We start from the raw sequence: 21,489 nt of genomic DNA, 5'->3' as shown, positions 1-21,489 counted from the left end.
AATGTCAGGAGGAAGCAGGATGAAGGTTGTATTATTAGCAGGGGGTCTTGGAACGAGAATCAGTGAGGAGAGCCATTTAAAACCAAAGCCAATGATTGAAATCGGTGAAAAGCCCATTTTATGGCATATTATGAAATATTATTCCCAGTTCGGATTCCATGATTTTGTGATCTGTCTGGGATATAAGCAGTATGTAGTGAAAGAATTTTTTGCAGATTATTTTCTTCATACCTCCGATGTGACGTTTGACCTTGCCAACAACAGCATGGAGGTACATAATAATTATTCCGAACCGTGGAAGGTAACCCTTGTAGACACGGGACTCAATACCATGACTGGCGGAAGAGTGAAACGGATACAGCCCTTTATAGGAGAGGAACCGTTTATGCTTACCTATGGAGACGGAGTCTGCGATGTGGATTTAAATGCACTTTTAAAGTTCCATGAAAGCCACGGGAAGATTGCAAGCATGACAACGGTTAATATTGCCCAGTTAAAGGGCGTTTTGGATATTGATGATGGCGATGTAGTGCGTTCCTTCCGGGAAAAGGACGAGACGGATGCCAGCCTGATCAACGGCGGTTTTATGGTATTTAACCCTGAGATTTTTTCTTATCTGGATGATGACTCCACAGTTCTGGAGCAGAAGCCATTACAGAGACTGGCAGCAGAAGGAGAACTGATGAGTTTCCATCACACCGGCTTCTGGCAGTGCATGGATACCCAGAGAGAGATGAAGAAGCTGGAAGAACTATGGCAGTCCGGGAAAGCACCCTGGAAGATATGGGAGAAATAATATGACGAATAAAACAAATGACCGCTGGAAGGAATTTTCTGAGTTTTACAAAGGAAAGAGAGTTCTTCTTACCGGGCATACCGGTTTTAAAGGAGCATGGCTCAGCCGTATGCTGATAAAAGCAGGAGCAGAGGTAACTGGGTACTCACTTCAGTCACCGACAGATCCCGCACTGTTTGAAGTGGCAGATCTATCCGGACAGATGAATTCAGTCATTGGAGATATCCGGGATTTAGATCATTTAAAAACTGTTTTTGAAATGGCAAAACCGGAGATTGTTTTTCATTTAGCAGCACAGCCCATTGTAAGAGATTCCTATAAGGATCCGGTTTACACCTATGAGACCAATGTGATGGGCACTGTGAATATTTTAGAATGCATCCGTCTTACTGAGACGGTTCGTTCTTTTCTCAATGTAACGACTGATAAAGTATATGAAAATAAGGAATGGGAATATGGTTACCGGGAATGCGATCCCTTAGATGGATATGACCCATACTCCAACAGCAAATCCTGTTCGGAACTGGTGACCCACAGCTATGCCAAGTCTTTCTTTTCCCAGGGCAAAACAGCGATCTCCACTTCAAGGGCTGGCAATGTTATAGGGGGAGGAGATTTCGCAAATGACAGAATTATTCCGGACTGCATCCGGTCAGCCATGAAAAAACAGGAGATCGTACTTAGAAATCCTGATTCTACAAGACCTTACCAGCATGTCTTAGAGCCTCTGGCTGTATATATGACAATTGCCATGAAGCAGTATGAGGATTCTTCCTATCAGGGATACTATAATGTGGGTCCCGATGATAAGGATTGTGTCACAACCGGAGAGTTAACCAATTTATTCTGTGAAGCATGGGGGCAGGGAATTACCTGGTCTGTCACACCCGATGGAGGACCTCATGAGGCTAACTTCTTAAAGCTGGACTGTTCAAAGGTGAAAAAGGTATTTGGCTGGACACCCAGGTATGGAGTGAAGGAAGCCGTTGAAAAGACCGTGGAATGGACCAGAGAATATCTGGCCGGAGCAGATATGATTGAGATAATGGACCGGCAGATCGAAGAATTTTTTAACTAAAAGATTAAGAGAGGAAACAATTCTATGTTTGATAAAAAAACAGAAAAACAAGCAAGGGAAGAAATCCTTGCACTTGTAAAGGAATACTGTGATACGTATCACAATCAGAAGAAACCGTTTGAAGCCGGTGACAGAATTTCCTATGCGTCCAGAGTATATGACAGCAAGGAAATGGTTAATCTGGTAGACAGTTCTCTGGAGTTCTGGCTTACCTCAGGACGCTATACCGATGAATTTGAGAAGAAATTCTCAAAATATTTAAATGTGAGGTTTTGTTCCCTGGTCAATTCGGGATCATCAGCAAATTTACTGGCATTTATGGCACTTACTTCCCCGCTTTTAAAAGAGCGTCAGATTAAAAGAGGAGATGAAGTAATTACAGTAGCGGCAGGATTCCCCACAACCGTAACGCCTATGATTCAGTATGGCGCAGTACCGGTATTTGTTGACGTGACCATTCCCCAGTACAACATCGATGTTACCATGCTGGAGGCAGCCCGCTCAGAGAAGACAAAGGCAGTCATGATCGCCCATACACTTGGGAATCCTTATGATTTAACGGCAGTTAAGGCATTCTGCGATAAATATAATTTATGGCTTGTGGAAGATAACTGCGATGCACTGGGCACCGTTTACACCTTAGACGGAAAAGAACATTTTTCAGGTACCATCGGAGATATTGGAACCTCCAGTTTTTACCCGCCTCACCATATGACCATGGGAGAGGGTGGAGCTGTCTACACCAACGATTCCCTGTTAAACCGGATTATCCGTTCTCTCCGGGATTGGGGACGTGACTGTGTGTGTCCTTCCGGTACAGACAATTTATGCGGACACCGGTTCGACCGCCAGTACGGCGAACTTCCTCTTGGATATGACCATAAGTACGTTTACTCTCATTTCGGCTATAATTTAAAGGCAACGGATATGCAGGCTTCCATTGGCTGTGCACAGATAGAAAAGTTCCCTTCCTTTGTTGAACGCAGACGTCATAATTTCAGCCGTCTTTACGAAGCATTAAAAGATACAGAGGGAAAACTGATTCTTCCGGAGGCCTGTCCCGGGTCAAGACCAAGCTGGTTTGGATTTCTTATTACCTGTAACGAGGGCATTGACAGAAATCAGCTGGTTCAGTATGTGGAATCAAAAGGTGTACAGACCAGAATGCTCTTTGCAGGCAATTTAACCAAGCATCCATGCTTCAATCACATGCGGGAATCAGGAAGCGGATACCGGGTTGTAGGTGAACTGAAGAATACAGACCGGATTATGCAGGATACATTCTGGATTGGGGTTTATCCGGGTATGACCGATGAGATGATCGATTACATGGCGAAGACCATAAAAGAAGGCTTAAACCAGCAGGCTTAAGCTTTGTTTTCCTGATTCAGTCAGAATGGAGGAGTTATGAAGGAGTATGATTTGACCAAGGTGCATCAGGCGAATCTGGGTATTTTAAAAGAGATTGACCGGATCTGCCGAAAGCACGGGATCCAATATTTACTGGATGCCGGGACACTTCTGGGCGCAGTCAGACACAAAGGATTTATTCCCTGGGATGATGATGCAGATGTGGCGTTTACCCGTACCAATTATGAGGCATTTTTGCAGGTGGTACGGTCGGAACTGCCGGAAGACATGGAACTTCTTGAACCAAAGGATCTGAGAAGAGGAAAGGCCTTTTACGATTTTACAGCCAGAATTATTTATAAGAAAAGCAGAACCCATGAAGATACTGCTGAGATGAAATATTATGAAGGCAGACTGAATCATCTGTGGGTAGATTTGTTTACCATTGATGAATTGCCGGAAAACAAGGTTTCATCAACTGTAACTTTGCTGCTTCATACCGTTATCTATGGACTTTCCATGGGACACAGATATAAGCTTGATCTAAGAAAATACAGTCTGTTAAATGGAATATGCGTCGGAATTCTGGCGTTGATTGGCAAGTTAATTCCCATGGGGGTTTTAAGAAAACTTCAATACTGGGCAGCTGTGAAAGACCGGAAGAAAAAAAGCAATCTGCGCTACTACAGTAATTATCAGCCGGATTATTTATATGTGACCTTAAAGAAAGAATGGTGTGAGGAAACTGTGGATCTGGATTTTGAAGATACCAAACTGATGGCTCCCAAGGGCTGGCATGAAGTTCTTACCTGGATTTACGGAGATTATAAGAAACTTCCTCCAAAGGAGAAGCAGGTACCCTCTCACTCCAGTACGGAAATTCAGATTTATGAATAAAAAAAGACTGCTGCAGATTTTGCAGCGGTCTTTTTTTAGGAATGTTCTAAATATTCCTTTGCATCCCGAAAGAAACTGAAGATAATGAGAAGAATGATAATGCCGATGGGGAAAGCGGCAATAATGGATACCGTCTGTAAATTTGCCATCGAATTTTCTGAGAAAATAAGTGCAATGGGGAAAAGCATCAGAAGGATAGCCCAAAACAGCTTTACATGTTTGTGAGGCTCTTCATCTTCCGGCAGCTCCTTATAGGAATAGGAAGCGGCAACCAGTGTCAGTGCATCGAAGGAGGTGGCATAAAAAGCAATCATGGTAAGAGCTAAAAGTACCAGACCCATCTTAAAAAATGGAAGTGTTTCTAAAATAGCCATAATAGTCTGATAAAGGTTTTGTGTTGCCTGATAGATGCCCATAACATCAAGAATCCCCTTTGTCTGAAGAGCAAGACTGTAATTACCTAATATAATAAAAGAAGTAAACGTTCCTGACAAACCAAAGAAGTATCCCCCCAGAACAGTTTGTTTGATCGTCCGCCCTTTGCTGATGGCACCGATAAAAAACGGAGTTGCCACACACCATACCATCCAGTATGCCCAGTAAAAGATGGTCCAGTTCTGAGGAAAGGAAGAGGTGCGAAGTGCGTCAGTCCAGGTGGACAGACTAATAAAGTTTTGTGTCAGGTTACCGATTGCTGTTATTCCTGTTTCGATGGTATATCTCGCCTGACCTCCGCCAATGAGAACATAAAGAAGAAGTCCGAAGAATAAGTAGGTACAGGAATCAGCAAGCTTTGAAATTCCCTTCATGCCGAAATATACTGTAAACGTATATACTGCGCAGATAATGATCAGGATTGCTATGGTTAAAAATCTGGATTCAGGCAGTCCGGTCACCCGGCTGACTGCCATGGAAAGAAGCGGCGTTGCGAGAGAAAATGTGGTAGCAGTTCCTGCCAGTAAAGCGAAAACAGCGATTAAATCAATGAATTTCCCCGCTGGCCCGTCTACCAGTTTACCAAGGATTGGACGGCAGGCCTCTGAATACTTTTGCTTTGTCCGTTTCTTTACGTGAAGCATAAAGCCAAATGCAACAGCTAAAACCAGATAAAAGCTCCATGGAATTGGACCCCAGTGAAACAGAGGATAGGTGGAAGCCCAGTCCTGTACAGAACCCATATCTTTTATGTGGGGTTCTCCAGCGTAGAGCAGCCATTCACAAAGAGAATAAAATAAAATGTCAGCTGCCAGACCTGCGGTAAACATCATGGCTCCCCATTTAAAATTTGAATATTGAGGTTTCTCACAGTCTCCCAGTCTGATCGACCCATATCTGGAAAAGGCCATGTAAAGAGAGCAGATTAATGTGAATAGTCCTATGATCAGGTAGTAACTACCCAGTTCATTTCCCAGAAATGACCGAATGGATGCCAGCACAGCACCTGAAGCCTCCGGATATGTAAGAAACAGGATACATAATAAAATGATTGCTGTGAACGGTACCAGGGTGGTCATAATATCCAGCTTTTTTATCAATGATATTTTCTCTTTGTTGTTCATGACATGGCTCCTTTATAGTTCAAAAATAATATTTATATCTTGATATTGAACATGATACCACGGTCTATAAAAAAATGCAAGGCTGAGTCAAATAAATTTATTTCTTTAAAATACATGGGGGAAAGTGTTTGCTCATTGAAATAAGATATGGTACCATAGTGACATGGAATAATCGTGTCACTGCAAGGGCGTTGGCCTTCTATCTTTACATAGGTAGGAGGTGGTGCGGATGAAATATGACTTTAAAGACCTTATGGCCTTTGGTATGTTCATTTTAGCATTACTTACCTTTATTTTTTATAATTGTAAGTAGCGTTTTTCTATAAAGTCCTGGAAACAGGCATAGAAAAACCACCCTTGTATACTTGGCAGTTGAGAGGGTGGAGTTTTCTATCTTCATTAATGGCCAACCCCTTGTATTGGGGCGGTTGTTCCTTTAACTTTAATATAACACACAGTAACTAATTTTTCAAGCCTCAGCTAAAACCTTAATATAGAGGAAAAACAAGCCATTAATACCAGCAAAAAGTCTAACGCAATTGTGAAGTTTTTCTGACTTTTTGCTGAAAGCACTACAAAAAAAGGACAGGATCGGATATAATGGTGATGTTCATTAAGGAGGATATTATGATGAGGAACAAAGTGCTAATGATATGTGCCGTATCAGCGATGCTGTTAACGGGCTGTACCCAGAGCCATATTCTTGCAAGCGGTGGTCCTGCAGAACCTGTCTTTGAAACGCAGCAGGGAATCGTATTGGACTGGACTCAGATTGGAAATGATATGGATGAAGAGTTTGTGGATAATAAAGAATATCCTATGGCTCTCAGTGTAAACTACAGCATGGATCCGAAGGAGAAAAAACTTGATTTAAATCTGGTTGTTAAAGCAGGGACGACTCCGGAAGAAGCAGTTACATTTGCAAATGCCGCAGTTCGTTATTTAAATGATGTGGCAGCAGATCAGGATTTCAGCTTTGAGAAATCAAGTGATACTTCTTACGGCGGCTTTTTTAAGGACTATGATCTGCACTTAATTGTTATGCCGGATTATACAATGAAAGAGAAGCAGTACTGGCTGGTGGATATGGATATTCCAAAAGGCTCTGACCAGAAGATTGTACCAAAGGAAGGTGCAGTTATAATGGAAACAACCGCAGCGGATGATACAGAAGAAGCAGATGATACAGAAACAGCAGATGAAACAGAAGCGGAGCAGACACAGGCTTCCAAGTAAAGAATGTTTGAAAAGCATGGATATAAACGCGAGGCGTTTTTTAATCCATGCTTTTTTAATGTAAGTATATAAATATTAGTTGGAATCCACAGCCAGTCCGCTGTGATAGGAATAATTACCCAGTTCCCGCAGCAGTTTGTTATGATCCAGGCTGTTTAACGGAACAGGAGATGTGAGTTCTTCATTTAACCGGAAAAATACATTTCCGCATTTGGACATGGACTGATGGAACAGTTCAGGAAAGGAAGCTTTAGAAGCAAGCCTGCGGTCCCAGGGATTGCACCACGTATCATGGTTGAGATTAAATGTTACAACAGGATCTGAAGTTATATCAGTAACCAGTTTACGGGAAGCAACAGGATTTTTAAGGAACAGGGATTCCACAAATTCAATGCTGTTTTTCTTCCTGCTGTTTGGATCTGCAAGTGTCCGGCAGCCCAGACGCATCGCCAGGATGGATCGGGATACCATGCGGGGGGTAACCTGATAATTATTCCGATAATTTAAAGGATAGTATGTTTCGTTGATGCAGGATGATAAAAAACCGGAGATAAACTGCATTTCCTGACCGTTTAAGCAAATGGTTGCAGCCTGATTAAACTGAGAAGGCTTTTTTTGCTTATAAATCATGAGTAACAGAGCATCTATATCATTTTCAAGCATGGCATGAAGCCCATGGTAATAGTTTCCGGAGTTTTTGATATCGTACTCGATCCTGCCATATACATAAGGATGGCAGATGGAGTCTCCAATATAGTGACAGAAGTAACCGCTCATGTATGCGATGGCCTGCTCACGCTGCTGTCTTGATTCAATGGCTCCGATATGATTTAAACAGGTAACGAAAAAGCTGTTTACGTGATTTTCATGCATATAGGAACCTACATTGCGGTAATCCCTGTGACGAAGAATGGGGATATTATAAAAAAATATATCCGGACCCTGAAGACCCAGCTGATAGAGCCAGCGATATTTGGAAATGATTCGTTTTAAAGGAGTGTTTGGCATATTGTTGTATGCTTTAACGCCTAATAAGTAGTGGGTGGTAAAACCGGGCATATTGTTCACCTCGCGTTAGTTGTTTAAATTCAGCACATAATAAGATTATATCATAGTAAAGTTAAATTTGTATAAAAATGAATGGAAATTTTCATACAATCATTCCGGCACGAATATGTGATAAAGAGGACATAAGGGAGCACAAGGAATGATTCATTACATACACGAAATGGTATGGGGACCCTGGCTGTTAATCCTGTTTCTGGGAATTGGAATCATCTATTCGGTAAAAACCGGATTTTTTCAAATCAGAAAGCTTGCTTATTGGTGGAAAGAGACCATTGGGAGCATACAGGAGGAAGACGAAGAGGGAGACAAAGGAGATGTGACCAGATTTCAGACCGCCTGTACGGCTCTTGCAGCAACAATAGGGACTGGAAATATTGTGGGTGTGGCTACTGCTTTGACAGCCGGAGGACCTGGAGCCATTTTCTGGATGTGGGTATCTGCTGTAATCGGCATGATGACCGGATATGCAGAAACCATGTTGGGAATCCGGTATCGTTACAAAGACAAAAGCGGAGCATGGGTCTGCGGGCCGATGGTATATCTGGAAAGAGGGTTGAAACTGCCGGCGCTTGGTATGATTTACAGCTTTCTCTGCATCATGGTATCCCTTGGAATGGGAAGTATGGTTCAGTCCAACTCCATTGCGGAAACTCTTAAATACTCCTTTCAGGTTCCAACCCCGCTAGTGGGGATTTTTCTGACCGGTCTGGTATGCCTCGTTGTACTTGGCGGGATCAGCCGGATCGCTTCTGTTTCGGAACGTATGATTCCCGTTGCCTCCGGAATTTATATGCTGTTCTCCATGGTGGTTATTATGTCCTGTTATGATAAAATTCCATATATTTTTCATGTTATTTTTAAGGATGCATTCCAGCCGGTATCTGTTTTTTCAGGAGCAGCCGGTTTTGGGATCAGTAAAAGCCTTCAATATGGCATTTCAAGAGGTGTTTTTTCTAATGAAGCAGGGCTTGGCAGTATGGCTGTTTTACATGGAGCAGCGGAAAATACCACGCCTGAAAAACAGGGCATGTGGGCAATGTTTGAAGTATTCTTTGATACTATTATTATTTGTACCATGACCGCATTTGTGATTTTGTGTATGACAGAAGGGGATGCGGCAGGCTCCGGTTATGACGGCGCGGCCCTTACCGCATTCAGCTTTTCGAAACGACTGGGGGGACTGGGGGAATACGTAGTATCCGGTTCCATGCTGGTATTTGCATTTGCAACCATTATTGCATGGTATTATCTGGGAAAGCAGGCTGCCGGATATCTGGCGGAAAGCCTGAAAAAGCGAAACATTCTTTATCTGCTGCAGCGTATTTTAAGAGGTAAGATCTATACACTTCTCTATCTGTGTGCAGTATTTGTGGGATGCCTGGCAAAGCTGGAAACAGTTTGGGAATTCTCCGATATCTGGAATGGACTGATGGCAGTTCCCAATATTGTGGCGCTCATTTTTTTAATGAAAGAAGTAAAAGTTCCCAAATAGGAATGGAAACATACAACGAATATCAAAATGCGCCATAAAGCATAAGCTTAACTGGCGCATTTTTGATACGGAAAAATGTTATAGGTTGAATCCTCCAGGTGCCAGGTGATATTATGTGGATGGAAGTTTAAGAAATTGGTAAAGCCAATGGTAATAATTATATAGGAATGGAGGATTCCAAAATGTGTACAAGTTTTGCGGTATACGGTCAAAAAAAAGCTGTTTATGGTATGAATTTCGACACTGATGATATTGATTTAAGACTAAAAGTCAGTAGTTATAATAATATAAACACATTTTATTTTTCAGGCTTAGTAGAAAACCAATTCAGGAATATCGCTGGGTTTAATAGTGAGGGTCTTTTTATATGTACTCAGGCAGTTCAATACAGTCCAGGTTTTAAATCAGGCTGTGACGAAAATGACTGGTTTGCTTTTGATACTTTTGATGAGGCGCTGAGTAAAATAAGAAAATCATCTGAATTTTATGACATACTTAATAAAAGAGTAATCTCATATCCCAGAAATCCATTATATCCAGATTTAGGGTTACATACTATGATTGCAGATAAAACTGGTGATGCATTTATTCTGGAAGAAGGGAATGAAACAAATATAATAAGTCCGATTCACAATGATTTTATTATTATGACTAATTTTCCAAATGGGGATTTTAAGGAAGCAGATTATAATAAAGTATATGGAATAGGTGCTGATAGATATATTTGTGCTCATGAATATATTCATAATAATATTCATAGCTTTGCAGTAAAGGAAGCCTTTGAAGTTTTAAGTAAAACAAGTCAGGAGAATACACTGTGTTCTATCGTATATGAAGCAATAAAAAATGAAATTTATATCTGCTTTAAAAAAGATTTAAGCAAAAAGTGGAAAATTTCTATGACTGAAAAAACAATCCAGTCATTGGATGGATTTCTAAACAATAATAAAATTCAATTTACAAATGAAGAAATATATGTGAATGATCTTATTCGTTTATATTAGTGGGTATAATAAGGCTGTATGTTTATTTAAGGAGGGAATGCCAAATGACAACCAGCAAAATATCCAATCGATTAATACATGAAAAAAGTCCGTATCTACTTCAGCACGCTAATAATCCAGTTGACTGGTGGCCTTGGTGTGAACAGGCATTTGCGAAAGCAAAAGCAGAAGACAAACCAATCTTTTTATCCATCGGCTATTCGACCTGTCACTGGTGCCATGTCATGGCTCATGAGTCCTTTGAAGATCAGGAGGCGGCAGGCCTGTTAAACGAAAATTATGTTTCAATTAAAGTAGACCGTGAGGAACGCCCTGATATTGACTCAGTTTACATGTCGGTTTGCCAGGCACTTACAGGTTCAGGCGGCTGGCCTCTGACAATTATTATGACTCCGGATCAGAAGCCTTTTTATGCGGCCACTTATCTCCCTAAACACAGCAGATGGGGGAATACCGGACTGATTGAGGTTTTAAATGCCATAGACGGACTTTGGAAAAACGACAGGAATAAGGTGCTGCAGGCCGGAGAAGAAATAACCCGGTACCTGAATGGAGAGGAAAAAAGCAGTGGAGGCAGTAAGGATGATCCCGGTAAGGAATTGTTCTTAACGGCTGCCACGCAGTTAAAGCGCTCCTATGATAAAACATGGGGTGGTTTTGGGAGAGCACCAAAGTTCCCCATGCCCCATAATCTGATTTTTCTCCTTCGCCATTCCGTCTATGAAAAGGACGAGTCTGCCAGAGATATATGTGAATCAACCCTAAGGCATATGTACCGGGGTGGGATTTATGACCATATTGGGGGAGGATTTTCCCGTTACTCTACCGATGAAAAGTGGCTGGTTCCCCATTTTGAAAAAATGCTCTATGATAATGCCCTGCTCTCCTATGCCTATCTGGAAGCTTATAAAATAACCAGAGAACCATTTTACCAGTCAGCGGCCAGAGGAATACTGGGTTATATTATAGAAACCCTTACAGATAAAGACGGTGGATTTTATTGTGGAGAGGATGCAGACAGCGAAGGGGTTGAAGGAAAGTTCTACGTTTTTGACCGGGATGAAATCACGCAGATCCTAAAAGAAGATGCCCCATTCTACTGTCAGTGGTTTGGGATTACAAAAGAAGGCAGTTTTGAAGGGAAAAATATTTTAAATCTTATTAATAATCGTGACTATGAAAAAAAAGATGAGAAAATCATTGCGCTCAGCAGGAAACTTTACGATTATCGTCTGAAGCGGACTAAGCTTCATAAGGATGATAAAATTCTGACCTCCTGGAATGGACTGATGATTGCAGGAATGGCAAAGGGGTATCAGATCCTTTTGGAGGATGCATATTTACAGACAGCAAGAAATGCACAGACCTTTATTGAAGAAACGCTGACCAACAAGGAGGGCAGACTATTTATCCGCTACCGGGATGGAGAAACCGGACATGATGGACAACTGGATGATTATGCTTTTTACGCATTCGGACTGTTGGAACTATATCAGGCATGCTTTGAGGGATCCTATCTTCAAAAAGCAGTCAGTATTTGTGAGAAAATGATCAGTTTATTTTTTGATGAGGAAAATGGCGGATTTTATATGTATGCACATGACAGGGAGAAACTGATCAGCCGCCCCAAGGAACTGTATGATGGTGCTTTGCCTTCAGGCAATTCTGTGGCTGCCTATGTAATTGGGAAACTTTATCATCTGACTGGTGAAATTACGTGGCAGGAAATATTAAAAAAACAGTTAAAATGGTTGGGTAGGGAAGCCCAGACCAGTCCGGCAAATCATAGTTTTACACTCCTGGCGTTTCAGACGGTTCTCTATTCTCATACACAGCTAGTGGCAGTATCGTCTCAGCCGGGAATAGAGAAAGAACTTGCCGGTTTAAAAAGGGAAGTTTTAACGGATATCGATATAATATTAAAGAATCCGGAAAATGAAGGGCTTCTTTCAAAAATAGCTCCGTTTACAAATGATTATCCCGTAGATTCTCTAAAAAGTCAGTTCTATCTTTGCAAAAATGGAGCGTGTTTAAAACCAGTGGACTGTATTTCACAAGTAAAAGAAGCAATTGAATCCTTATCATCATAAATCGGACAGTCAGCCATATATATAATTAAATAATCAAAACCAGGGGAATAACAATGTGTACGGCTATGACATTGCAGACGAAAGAAGGGGAAGTTTTTTTCGGAAGAAATATGGATTTTTCCTATGAAATAGATCCTCACTTTTTCAAAGTTCCTAAAAGCTATCAATGGATCAATGCTCTTACCGGTGCCAGGATGCAGGATGATTATAGCTTTATAGGAATCGGACAGGAGACAGACGGACTTTTGGGGTTCTTTGACGGAGTAAATGAAAGAGGGTTTGCAGCAGCAGCTCTTTACTTTGCAGGATATGCCAGATATGAAGAAATGGGAAAGGAAGAAAATCGGTTTCCCATTGCTTCCTTTGAATTTCTTCATTATATATTGGGGAAATGTAGGTCTGTCCTGGAACTAAAAACACTGGCAATGCAGGTTTCCATCATTGGTATGGAAGACCCGGTTACAGGATCGGCAGCACCTCTTCACTGGATTGCAACAGACCGGACTGGTGCCTGTGTGGTAATTGAACTAACCAGTAAAGGTCTGATTATTTTTGATAATCCCATCGGTGTACTGGCAAATAGTCCGGATCTTCCCTGGCATATGACCAATTTAAGAAATTATATGGAGGCAAGCCCTGACCAAATGGAAGAAGCCAGCTGGAGCGGCATAAAGCTTACTCCATTCGGTCAGGCAGGAGGAACAAGAGCGCTTCCGGGAGGTTTTACCTCCCCCGACCGTTTCGTCCGGACAGCATATTTAAAATCATTTCTTCCAGTGCCCCAAAATCGGAAAGAAGCGGTGGTATCCTGTTTTCACATCATGGAAGGGGTAACGATACCAAAAGGAGCAGTTATAACAAGCCGTGGTTCTTATGATTACACAAAATATACGGCATTTTTAAATACTGCCACATGTGAGTATTATTTTAAAACCTATGATAGTCTGCAGGTTTGTGTGGCAGGATTATTTGAAAATAATATGGATATCATGCAACCGGTTCATCTGGGGTGAATACAGAAAATTTCATAGGGAATAATAAAAGGAACTGCCAGACCAGCAGTTCCTTAAAAGTTATTTCAAAAAGGGAGGAGAGCTGATAACAGGATTATCAGCTCAAGTATTATGAAAAAAATCTTATAAACATATTTAATTTACATTTTTAGTATAACCATGAAACGTGAAGAAATCATGTTGTTTGTGTAAAAGATTTTTGAATGAAATTGAAACAAAGTATGAACAGCTAGACAAAAACTTAATGATTTGATAAAATACACACATATGTTAAACTTTATACAAGAAAGGGAAAAAACATGAAGAATCCTGTTATTACAATTACAATGGAGAACGGTGATGTGATAAAAGCTGAGCTTTACCCTGAAATTGCACCCAATACAGTAAATAATTTTATCAGTCTTGTAAAAAAAGGCTACTATGACGGGCTGATTTTCCACAGAGTTATCAACGGATTTATGATTCAGGGCGGATGCCCGCAGGGAACCGGAACTGGTGGTCCCGGATATTCCATTAAAGGTGAATTCAGCCAGAATGGAGTTTCCAATACCTTAGTGCATTCTGAGGGAGTTCTTTCCATGGCAAGAGCCATGCACCCGGATTCAGCAGGCTCACAGTTCTTTATTATGCATAAGGCAGCTCCTCATTTAGATGGTGCTTATGCTGCATTTGGAAAAGTAATCGAAGGCATGGATATTGTCAATAAGATTGCTGACGTGAAAACCGATTACAATGACCGTCCGATGGCTGAGCAGAAGATACAGTCTATGTCTGTAGATACCTTCGGAGAAGAATATCAGGAACCGGAGACTTTATAAATTATGGTGTGGGAACGGGAGATTACCATTGAAGGGAAGAATTTCCAGGTTACCATATCAGACGAATATGAAGCCCTGCGCTCTGCTTTAGCAGAAGGCAGGGCTGTTATTGGTTTATGGGACCGAAATCGGACGGACCAGTGTCTCTCGCCAGCTTCCTATCTGGTGGAATCTTATGAGGATGTTACATCGGAACTTATGGAACGGGTGGTCCGAAGAAAAGAAGGAATGCCCTGGAATATAACAGACACCAGACGTCTTCTGATCCGGGAGTTTGTGACGGCTGACGCAGATGAAATACTAAAAGAGCCGGACGGAGGAGAGAATGGAGCCCTTTTTTATGACAGAAACACATTACAGAGCTACATCAGGCAGCAGTATGGTTTTTACGAATATGGAATATGGGCTCTTTATGACAGAGAAATAAAGACCATTGTGGGAAAAGCAGGGCTGTTTAATTTTGATCCTGGGGAAAATGAGGAGTTGAACTCCCTCATGAAAAAAAATGATACCCCGCTGGAACTGGGATATCATATTTTTACACCTTACAGGCGCCAGGGATATGCGAAAGAAGCATGTCAGGCGATTTTAACATATGCCGCCTCTTCTTCCCTGACAGAAAAGATCTACGCCAGAGTTCTGGAAGAAAACCGTGCCTCTGTCAGCCTTTTAAAAAGTCTGGGATTTCAACTTACAGCCCGTACACATAGCGGATCAGCTTCACCGCAGTGTCTGTACGAGTGGAATTGCTTATAATACCTAAAATCGGATCATTCATGGTTAAACCTGTCTTCTTCAGGAAATCCGTATTACCAATTTTAATTCCACAGGCAATTGTCTCACCAGTTTCTGAATTGGTGACCTCATAGAGCTGATCCTTTACCTGGTCGTAGACGTCAGGGGGGAGAACCTCCTTTAAGTCTAAGAAGCCGCCCATCTCACCGAAGTGGTCGATGCTGTCCTTTCTTGCGATCATAACGTCCAACTCTTTGCTGGAGATCAGGGCAGACAGCTTTGCCAGCTCTGCGTAGGTGAATTCAGTCATATTGGAATTATCAAAACTTATGGACATGGAGTGGTCCACATCAATCTTGGTCTCATCGGCCAGACCCAGATACTCACGAAAGCCCTGGTCAAAATATTCGCTTACCAGGTCCTTTTCACTGTCAGGCTGACTGTTTAAAATGACGCAGGAAAGAGCAGTTTCAAACCGGTTATTGTGTACTGCAGAGAAAATAGAGAAAATAAGGAAAACAGCTACTACAGTTCCGATTATGGGTATCTTATAGTATTCCCAGATGTACCATAGTCTGTCCTTTAAGCTCATATTCTTTAACTTATTCTTTTCTTCCTGCAATGAGTCTTTTAAAGTTTTGTCTTCATAGGGGGTCATATCATACGCCTCTTTCTGTTCTTAATCCGGATACTTTTATGATTATATCACAGATTTAACAAATTTCCTCCATATATAATTATAAAAAATTGATGAAATGGGGGAGAATGTTTGCTTTTTAAAAATAAATCCGCTATAATAATTTTTGACGTTAACGAGAGAAGGGGAATGACATATGTTATCTGGATTTTTTAATTATGATAATCCGGTCTGGCGTTTTATCGGCAAGTTCGGAGATTTAATTATTCTAAATGTTTTATGGCTGGTCTGCAGTCTCCCGGTTTTCACCATAGGGGCCTCTACAACTGCCGTGTATTATGTGACGCTGAAGCTTGCTAGAGACGATGACGGCTATACGATCCGCTCCTTTTTTAAATCCTTTAAAGAGAATTTCAAGCAGTCTACCATAATCTGGCTGATCCTTCTTTTGGCAGGAGCCATTCTGGGCGTGGATTTATATTTCTTTGCCCGGCTTTTTAATGGTTCTTCCACGGTTAAGACGGTTATGCTTACCGTATTTTTGGCAATGGCTTTAATCTATGCCGCTGTAACCATGTATATTTTCCCGCTTCAGTCCAGATTTTATAATCCGCTTAAGCGTACATTTTTTAATGCATTCTTTATGTCCATCCGCCATTTATTCCGGACAATTGGTATGATCGTCATAGATGGTGTGCTGGTCGCTGCCGGTTTTGTATTTCTGATTCCGCCTGTACTGATGATTTTTATGCTGTTTGGTTTTCCGCTTTTGGCATTTATTAATTCCTATATCTTATCGCCGGTATTTAATATTTATATGCCAAAGGAAGAGCGGGCAGAGGAAGAGGGGTTAAGGCCGTTATTTTCCGATGACAATGAACCTGTAAGCAGTATTTTGATGGCAAAGGGTGATGAAGCACAGATAAAGATTGACGACCAGAAACTTACAGACGATGACAGAACAGAGTAAAAAGACAGATTACACCGGTCCCCTGGATTTTAAAGTCCCAAGGGGACCTTTTTTTGTATCCATGATCGTTCAAAGTTTGGACACGCTATGGACACAAAAAAACGATATACTTGAGATTGATACAACAAATGTTTTGGAGGCAGAGTATGACCGAAGAAGAATACTTAAGTTTCATTCAGCCCTACGAAGATGCGCTGAATAACATACAGGTCAGGATCGATGTGCTGAATAAGGATTACAGAAGGAAGCAGCTGAATTATCCCATTCATCATGTTCAGTACCGGATAAAACAGAAAGAAAGCATTGAAAATAAATTAATCAAATGTGGAAACGATACTACCACAGATGCAGCCAGAAACTGCCTGACTGATATTGGGGGAATCCGGGTGATCTGTTATTTTGTGAGAGATATCTATGGGATTGTCGATCTGCTGCGAAAGCAGACAGACATTGTAGTAATAAAGGAAAGTGATTATATCAGGACACCAAAAGGAAACGGATACAGAAGTTATCACATTGTGTTCGGAGTTCCGGTTTACCATACAGATGGCATGGAGTATTATCCCGTAGAAGTACAGCTTCGGACGATGTCCATGGATCTGTGGGCCAGCATGGAGCATCGAATCTGCTACAAGGGGGAAAAAAAGGATGAGGCAGCGGCAGAGTTTATCAACTATAGTGCTGCTTTAAAACAGATGGAGGAAGAGATGGAAGGGTTTTTATCGGATTGATGGCAAGGAAAAACCCCGGCGGTGTTCTGCCGGGATTTTTCGGAAGTATGATATATAAAAATATGAGGGAAAGCAATTATTTGTCGATGCGGAAACCAGCATAAGCAGTCATTCCGTGTTCGTGAAGATCCAGACCATCTGACTGTTCCTGATCAGATACCCGTAAGCCGATGGTTTTCTTAAGTATGGTGAAGATGATAAATGCCATGAAACCCGTATAAATCAATACCACTGAAACCCCAATAAGCTGGGTAAGGAAATTTGCTCCTTCTCCAAATACACCTGCAAGCAGAGTACCAAGAAGTCCGCAGCCGCCGTGTACGCCAATGGCTCCAACCGGATCATCTACTCTTAAAACTTTATCAACAAATTCTATGGCTAAGACAATAAACACACCAGCAATGGCACCAATGATAATCGCTTCATAAGGAGTGACTATGTCACAGCCCGCTGTAATCGCTACCAGACCGGCCAAAGAACCGTTAAGAGTCATGGATACATCTGGCTTGCCGTAACGTTTCCAGGTAAATAAAAGAGTAGCCAGAGTAGAAGCAGCAGCAGCCAGGTTTGTGGTCATGGCAATATCCCCAAGAGTTGTGGTGGCTGCAGTTGTTGAACCACAGTTAAAACCGAACCAGCAGAACCAGAGAATAAATACACCAAGTACACCCAAAGGAATATTGTGTCCCGGAATTGCATTGGGAGTCCCGTCCTCATTATATTTTCCGATACGGGGACCCACAATCTTTGCTCCTACCAGCGCGCATATACCGCCTACCATATGAACGGCTGTAGAACCTGCGAAATCATGGAATCCGATACTTGACAGCCAGCCGCCGCCCCAGATCCAGTGACCGGTAATGGGATAGATAAAAACGCTGATACAAGCGGAATAGACTAAATAGGAAGAAAATTTAGTACGTTCTGCCATTGCACCGGAAACGATGGTAGCAGATGTGGCACAGAAAACCGTATGAAAGATCATAAATACAGCAATGGGAAGACCATTGAAAAGTCCGTCGGAGTCTGCAAGGGAATAGGGATTAAAGAATCCGGATCCACCCAGGATTCCACCGATGTTGTTTCCGAACATAAGGGGAAAACCTAAAATGAAGAAGAAAAGAGAACCAAGGACAAAATCCATCATGTTCTTCATACAAATATTTCCTGCGTTTTTTGCTCTTGTAAAACCAGTCTCAACCAATGCGAAACCTGCCTGCATAAAGTAGACTAAAATTGCACCCAGCATAGTCCATATAATGTTTAGTAATAAAGTTGTATTTTCCATAATTATAACTCCTCCTGAATTTTATAATGGATTAGCATGGAATGTAAAATAAAAGAGGATAACTGCCTTTGTGAAGGCAATTATCCTCATCGATAATTTATATTCATTCCATATTCAGTTGATATCTTTCCGTTTTTTCTACAATGCCTCCCGGCCGTGTTCCCCAGTTCGGATTCGTACTGCATCCTGAACATCGTAGACGAATATTTTACCGTCTCCAAATGTACCGGTATTAATTTCTTCCACGACTGCGTCAATAATTGGATCAGCCAGCTCTTTTGGTACGACTGTCTCAACTTTAACTTTAGGGAGCAGATTTACATTATACTTGGTACCACGGTACATCTGAGTATAGCCTTTCTGATTTCCATAACCCATGACATTGCTGATCATAAGCCCGTTAACTTTACAGCCTTCCAGTACTGCCTTCAGGTTTTCGAGCTTTTCCGGCCTGATGATAATTTCCAATTTTTTCATACAGCACTACCTCCTTAAGTTGATAACACAAAAAAGAGCAGTTCCGCTTATGGAACGCCCTCGTTCGTTATAACAACATTATACATGGATCCTGGAGAATGTCAAATATAAAATTTTAACAACAACATTATGAATATTTATGAAAAGTTAACAAAATTTTAATGGAATAAAGGATGGACAAAAGAATATAAAACACTTGTGCTTTTATGTACTTGGGTATATAATAAATACTGTATACAAAAAAATAGAAAAATACAATCCGAAAACCGAAAAGTGAGGGATGTTTGCTTATGATAAGACATCTGGGATTAAAGGCCTATGGAAAGATTAATCTGGGGTTAGACGTGTTAAGAAAGCGGGATGATGGTTACCATGAAGTTCGGATGATCATGCAGACTGTGGGTCTATATGATAAGATTGATATATATTTAAAAGAAACACCTGGGATTGAAGTCGTTACAAATTTGTACTATTTGCCGGTGAATGAAAACAATCTTGTTTACAAAGCGGCAAAGCTACTTATGGATGAATTCCATGTTCCTCATGGGATCCGGATTCATCTAAAAAAGTTTATCCCGGTTTCCGCAGGTATGGCGGGAGGAAGCAGCGATGCTGCCGCAGTGCTGTTTGGGGTAAATAAGATGTTTCAGCTTGGACTTACAAGGGAAGAACTCATGAACCGTGGCGTTAAGATTGGAGCAGATGTTCCTTACTGTATTATGAGAGGAACCGCTTTATCAGAAGGAATCGGAGAAATACTCACCCCTCTGACAGATATGCCCCAGTGTCAGGTGCTGATTGCAAAGCCTTCCGTAAGCGTTTCCACCAAGTTCGTTTATGACCATCTGAATCTGGAAGGACTAAAAAAGGAAGATCATCCGGATATTGACGGCATGATAGAGGCGATTAAAAGTCATGACATTTACAAGGTGTCAGAGCGCCTTGGTAATGTATTAGAGACTGTAACTATCCCGGAATATCCCGTGATAGCGGACATAAAAGAAAAACTGAAGGAGCTGGGTGCGGTTAATTCACTGATGAGCGGAAGCGGTCCTACAGTTTTTGGCATCTTTACGAATCCCATCGCTGCAGGCAGAGCATATGAAGAACTGCGGTATGGAGAATGCAGGAATCTGGCGAAACAAGTTTATTTAACGAATTTTTATAACACCAAGGAGGTACCCAATGGGTAATGATTTAAAAGTCAATATGAATGAATATCTGCCGCTTCGTGATGTGGTATTTAATACCTTAAGGCAGGCAATACTAAAAGGAGAGCTGGCACCAGGGGAACGTCTGATGGAGATTCAGCTGGCAGAGCGTCTCGGGGTCAGCCGTACCCCCATCAGGGAAGCAATCCGTAAGCTGGAACTGGAAGGCCTGGTTCTCATGATTCCGAGAAAAGGAGCCGAAGTGGCTAAAATTTCCGAGAAAAGCTTAAGAGATGTGTTGGAAGTACGCCGTTCATTGGAAGAGCTTGCGATTGAACTCGCCTGTCAGCGTATGACACCGGAGGCGGTTGCTGAACTGGAGATGAAGCAGGATCAGTTTCGGAATGCAGTGCTGAAAGGAAGACCTATGGATATTGCTGAGACAGATGAGGCTTATCATGATGTGATCTACAGAGGTACCTGTAACGACCGACTGATACAGATGATTAATAATTTAAGAGAGCAGATGTACCGGTACCGACTGGAATATATTAAAGATGAAGATAAACGTCAGGTACTTCTATTAGAGCATGACAACATATTAAAAGCAGTAAGACAGCGCAGAGTGGATGAAGCTAAGGTAGCTATGCGGGAACATATCGACAATCAGGAAATTACAGTATCCAAAAACATTAAGGGACAGGAATAGAAAGAGGATTGATATGACATTTAAAGAAAAATATCTGGCTGGTGAAATCGATTTTGAGGCAATCGACGATTATATTGACGAATGGAATAACAGCACTACATCAGACACGCTTGCTACTTTCCTGGGACTTAATGAAGAGGAAGAGGACTTATGGATTGAGGAAAGTGATGAAGCGTTAAAAGAATATCTGGACAGGAATAAATAAACTAATCTGGAAAATTATTAAATAAATATAACCTTTGTTGACAAGGTGACAGGGTGTCATTATAATAAATGACATGTTGTCACCTTTTAATTGTGTGACAGTAAAAAATAAACCCCCTGCTATGCAGGGGGAGGGCTGATCTTTAGATATAAGTTACTCCTGTGCTAAAATAAATGTAGGTCTGC

The 21,489-nt window shown here is 41.5% G+C and carries 21 protein-coding genes; 16 read left to right on the top strand and 5 right to left on the bottom strand.

The features are described from left to right. Positions 1-19 precede the first annotated feature (19 nt). From rfbF to BXY41_RS22255, 4 genes are read left to right on the top strand one after another with little or no spacing between them, the layout of a single operon-like run. Entirely contained in the window at positions 20-796 is a 777-nt protein-coding gene (gene rfbF / locus BXY41_RS22270) for a glucose-1-phosphate cytidylyltransferase (protein ID WP_104439090.1), read from the top strand. A 1-nt stretch (position 797) separates the two neighbouring features. Continuing rightward, positions 798-1,874 carry a CDP-glucose 4,6-dehydratase gene (gene rfbG / locus BXY41_RS22265; protein WP_104439089.1) on the top strand — a complete coding sequence of 359 codons (1,077 nt, stop codon included), beginning with the start codon at positions 798-800 and terminating at the stop codon, positions 1,872-1,874. A gap of 24 nt (positions 1,875-1,898) precedes the next feature. Beyond that, a complete protein-coding gene (gene rfbH, locus BXY41_RS22260) occupies positions 1,899-3,245 on the top strand; it encodes a lipopolysaccharide biosynthesis protein RfbH (RefSeq protein WP_104439088.1) in 1,347 nt (448 codons plus the stop codon). 36 nt (positions 3,246-3,281) lie between these two features. After that, positions 3,282-4,121 (top strand): LicD family protein, encoded by an 840-nt coding sequence (locus BXY41_RS22255; RefSeq protein ID WP_104439087.1) that lies wholly within the window; start codon positions 3,282-3,284, stop codon positions 4,119-4,121. Positions 4,122-4,156: 35 nt separating this feature from the next. On the opposite strand, the gene BXY41_RS22250 is transcribed toward BXY41_RS22255, so the two are convergent. Next, positions 4,157-5,680, bottom strand: coding sequence for a BCCT family transporter (locus BXY41_RS22250; protein WP_104439086.1), 1,524 nt, complete (start codon positions 5,678-5,680; stop codon positions 4,157-4,159). Positions 5,681-6,307: 627 nt separating this feature from the next. On the opposite strand from BXY41_RS22250, the gene BXY41_RS22245 reads away from it, so the two are divergent. Further along, complete coding sequence (locus tag BXY41_RS22245; protein ID WP_104439085.1) at positions 6,308-6,916, top strand: hypothetical protein; 609 nt, start codon at positions 6,308-6,310, stop codon at positions 6,914-6,916. A gap of 75 nt (positions 6,917-6,991) precedes the next feature. On the opposite strand, the gene BXY41_RS22240 is transcribed toward BXY41_RS22245, so the two are convergent. Then, entirely contained in the window at positions 6,992-7,975 is a 984-nt protein-coding gene (locus BXY41_RS22240; protein ID WP_104439084.1) for a zinc dependent phospholipase C family protein, read from the bottom strand. 148 nt (positions 7,976-8,123) lie between these two features. On the opposite strand from BXY41_RS22240, the gene BXY41_RS22235 reads away from it, so the two are divergent. From BXY41_RS22235 to BXY41_RS22210, 6 genes are all read left to right on the top strand, one after another. Beyond that, positions 8,124-9,476 (top strand): alanine/glycine:cation symporter family protein, encoded by a 1,353-nt coding sequence (locus tag BXY41_RS22235; protein ID WP_104439083.1) that lies wholly within the window; start codon positions 8,124-8,126, stop codon positions 9,474-9,476. A 182-nt stretch (positions 9,477-9,658) separates the two neighbouring features. After that, complete coding sequence (locus BXY41_RS22230; protein ID WP_104439082.1) at positions 9,659-10,480, top strand: C45 family peptidase; 822 nt, start codon at positions 9,659-9,661, stop codon at positions 10,478-10,480. A 44-nt stretch (positions 10,481-10,524) separates the two neighbouring features. After that, positions 10,525-12,570 carry a thioredoxin domain-containing protein gene (locus tag BXY41_RS22225; RefSeq protein ID WP_104439081.1) on the top strand — a complete coding sequence of 682 codons (2,046 nt, stop codon included), beginning with the start codon at positions 10,525-10,527 and terminating at the stop codon, positions 12,568-12,570. A 53-nt stretch (positions 12,571-12,623) separates the two neighbouring features. Then, the gene (locus BXY41_RS22220; RefSeq protein WP_104439080.1) at positions 12,624-13,583 is read left to right on the top strand and encodes a linear amide C-N hydrolase; all 960 of its coding nucleotides are present in this window, start codon (positions 12,624-12,626) and stop codon (positions 13,581-13,583) included. Between the two features lie 299 nt (positions 13,584-13,882). Then, the gene (locus tag BXY41_RS22215; protein WP_104439079.1) at positions 13,883-14,401 is read left to right on the top strand and encodes a peptidylprolyl isomerase; all 519 of its coding nucleotides are present in this window, start codon (positions 13,883-13,885) and stop codon (positions 14,399-14,401) included. A gap of 3 nt (positions 14,402-14,404) precedes the next feature. Continuing rightward, positions 14,405-15,157 (top strand): GNAT family N-acetyltransferase, encoded by a 753-nt coding sequence (locus BXY41_RS22210; RefSeq protein ID WP_104439078.1) that lies wholly within the window; start codon positions 14,405-14,407, stop codon positions 15,155-15,157. On the opposite strand, the gene BXY41_RS22205 is transcribed toward BXY41_RS22210, so the two are convergent. Then, the gene (locus BXY41_RS22205; RefSeq protein WP_104439077.1) at positions 15,093-15,794 is read right to left on the bottom strand and encodes a hypothetical protein; all 702 of its coding nucleotides are present in this window, start codon (positions 15,792-15,794) and stop codon (positions 15,093-15,095) included. The two genes, BXY41_RS22210 and BXY41_RS22205, sit on opposite strands and share 65 nt — an antisense overlap. Before the next feature lie 175 nt (positions 15,795-15,969). Here BXY41_RS22205 and BXY41_RS22200 point away from each other — a divergent pair, with 175 nt between their 5' ends. Then, positions 15,970-16,743, top strand: a complete 774-nt coding sequence (locus tag BXY41_RS22200) for a YesL family protein (RefSeq protein WP_104439076.1) — start codon at positions 15,970-15,972, stop codon at positions 16,741-16,743. A gap of 146 nt (positions 16,744-16,889) precedes the next feature. Further along, positions 16,890-17,474: a GTP pyrophosphokinase gene (locus tag BXY41_RS22195; RefSeq protein ID WP_104439075.1), complete on the top strand. Its 585-nt coding sequence runs from the start codon at positions 16,890-16,892 to the stop codon at positions 17,472-17,474. A gap of 76 nt (positions 17,475-17,550) precedes the next feature. Here the strand turns inward: BXY41_RS22195 and BXY41_RS22190 are convergent, their stop codons facing one another. Further along, positions 17,551-18,762, bottom strand: coding sequence for an ammonium transporter (locus BXY41_RS22190; RefSeq protein ID WP_104439074.1), 1,212 nt, complete (start codon positions 18,760-18,762; stop codon positions 17,551-17,553). 138 nt (positions 18,763-18,900) lie between these two features. Further along, positions 18,901-19,239: a P-II family nitrogen regulator gene (locus BXY41_RS22185; protein WP_104439073.1), complete on the bottom strand. Its 339-nt coding sequence runs from the start codon at positions 19,237-19,239 to the stop codon at positions 18,901-18,903. 290 nt (positions 19,240-19,529) lie between these two features. Here BXY41_RS22185 and ispE point away from each other — a divergent pair, with 290 nt between their 5' ends. From ispE to BXY41_RS22170, 3 genes are read left to right on the top strand one after another with little or no spacing between them, the layout of a single operon-like run. Then, positions 19,530-20,432, top strand: coding sequence for a 4-(cytidine 5'-diphospho)-2-C-methyl-D-erythritol kinase (gene ispE, locus BXY41_RS22180; protein WP_104439072.1), 903 nt, complete (start codon positions 19,530-19,532; stop codon positions 20,430-20,432). After that, positions 20,425-21,099 (top strand): GntR family transcriptional regulator, encoded by a 675-nt coding sequence (locus BXY41_RS22175; protein WP_104439071.1) that lies wholly within the window; start codon positions 20,425-20,427, stop codon positions 21,097-21,099. Before ispE ends, BXY41_RS22175 begins: the two co-directional genes overlap by 8 nt. A gap of 13 nt (positions 21,100-21,112) precedes the next feature. After that, complete coding sequence (locus tag BXY41_RS22170) at positions 21,113-21,304, top strand: hypothetical protein (protein ID WP_104439070.1); 192 nt, start codon at positions 21,113-21,115, stop codon at positions 21,302-21,304. Positions 21,305-21,489 lie beyond the last annotated feature (185 nt).

The organism is Lacrimispora xylanisolvens (assembly GCF_002934545.1).
GTDB lineage: Bacteria > Bacillota > Clostridia > Lachnospirales > Lachnospiraceae > Lacrimispora > Lacrimispora xylanisolvens.
This window is presented reverse-complemented; position numbering and strand designations above follow the sequence as displayed.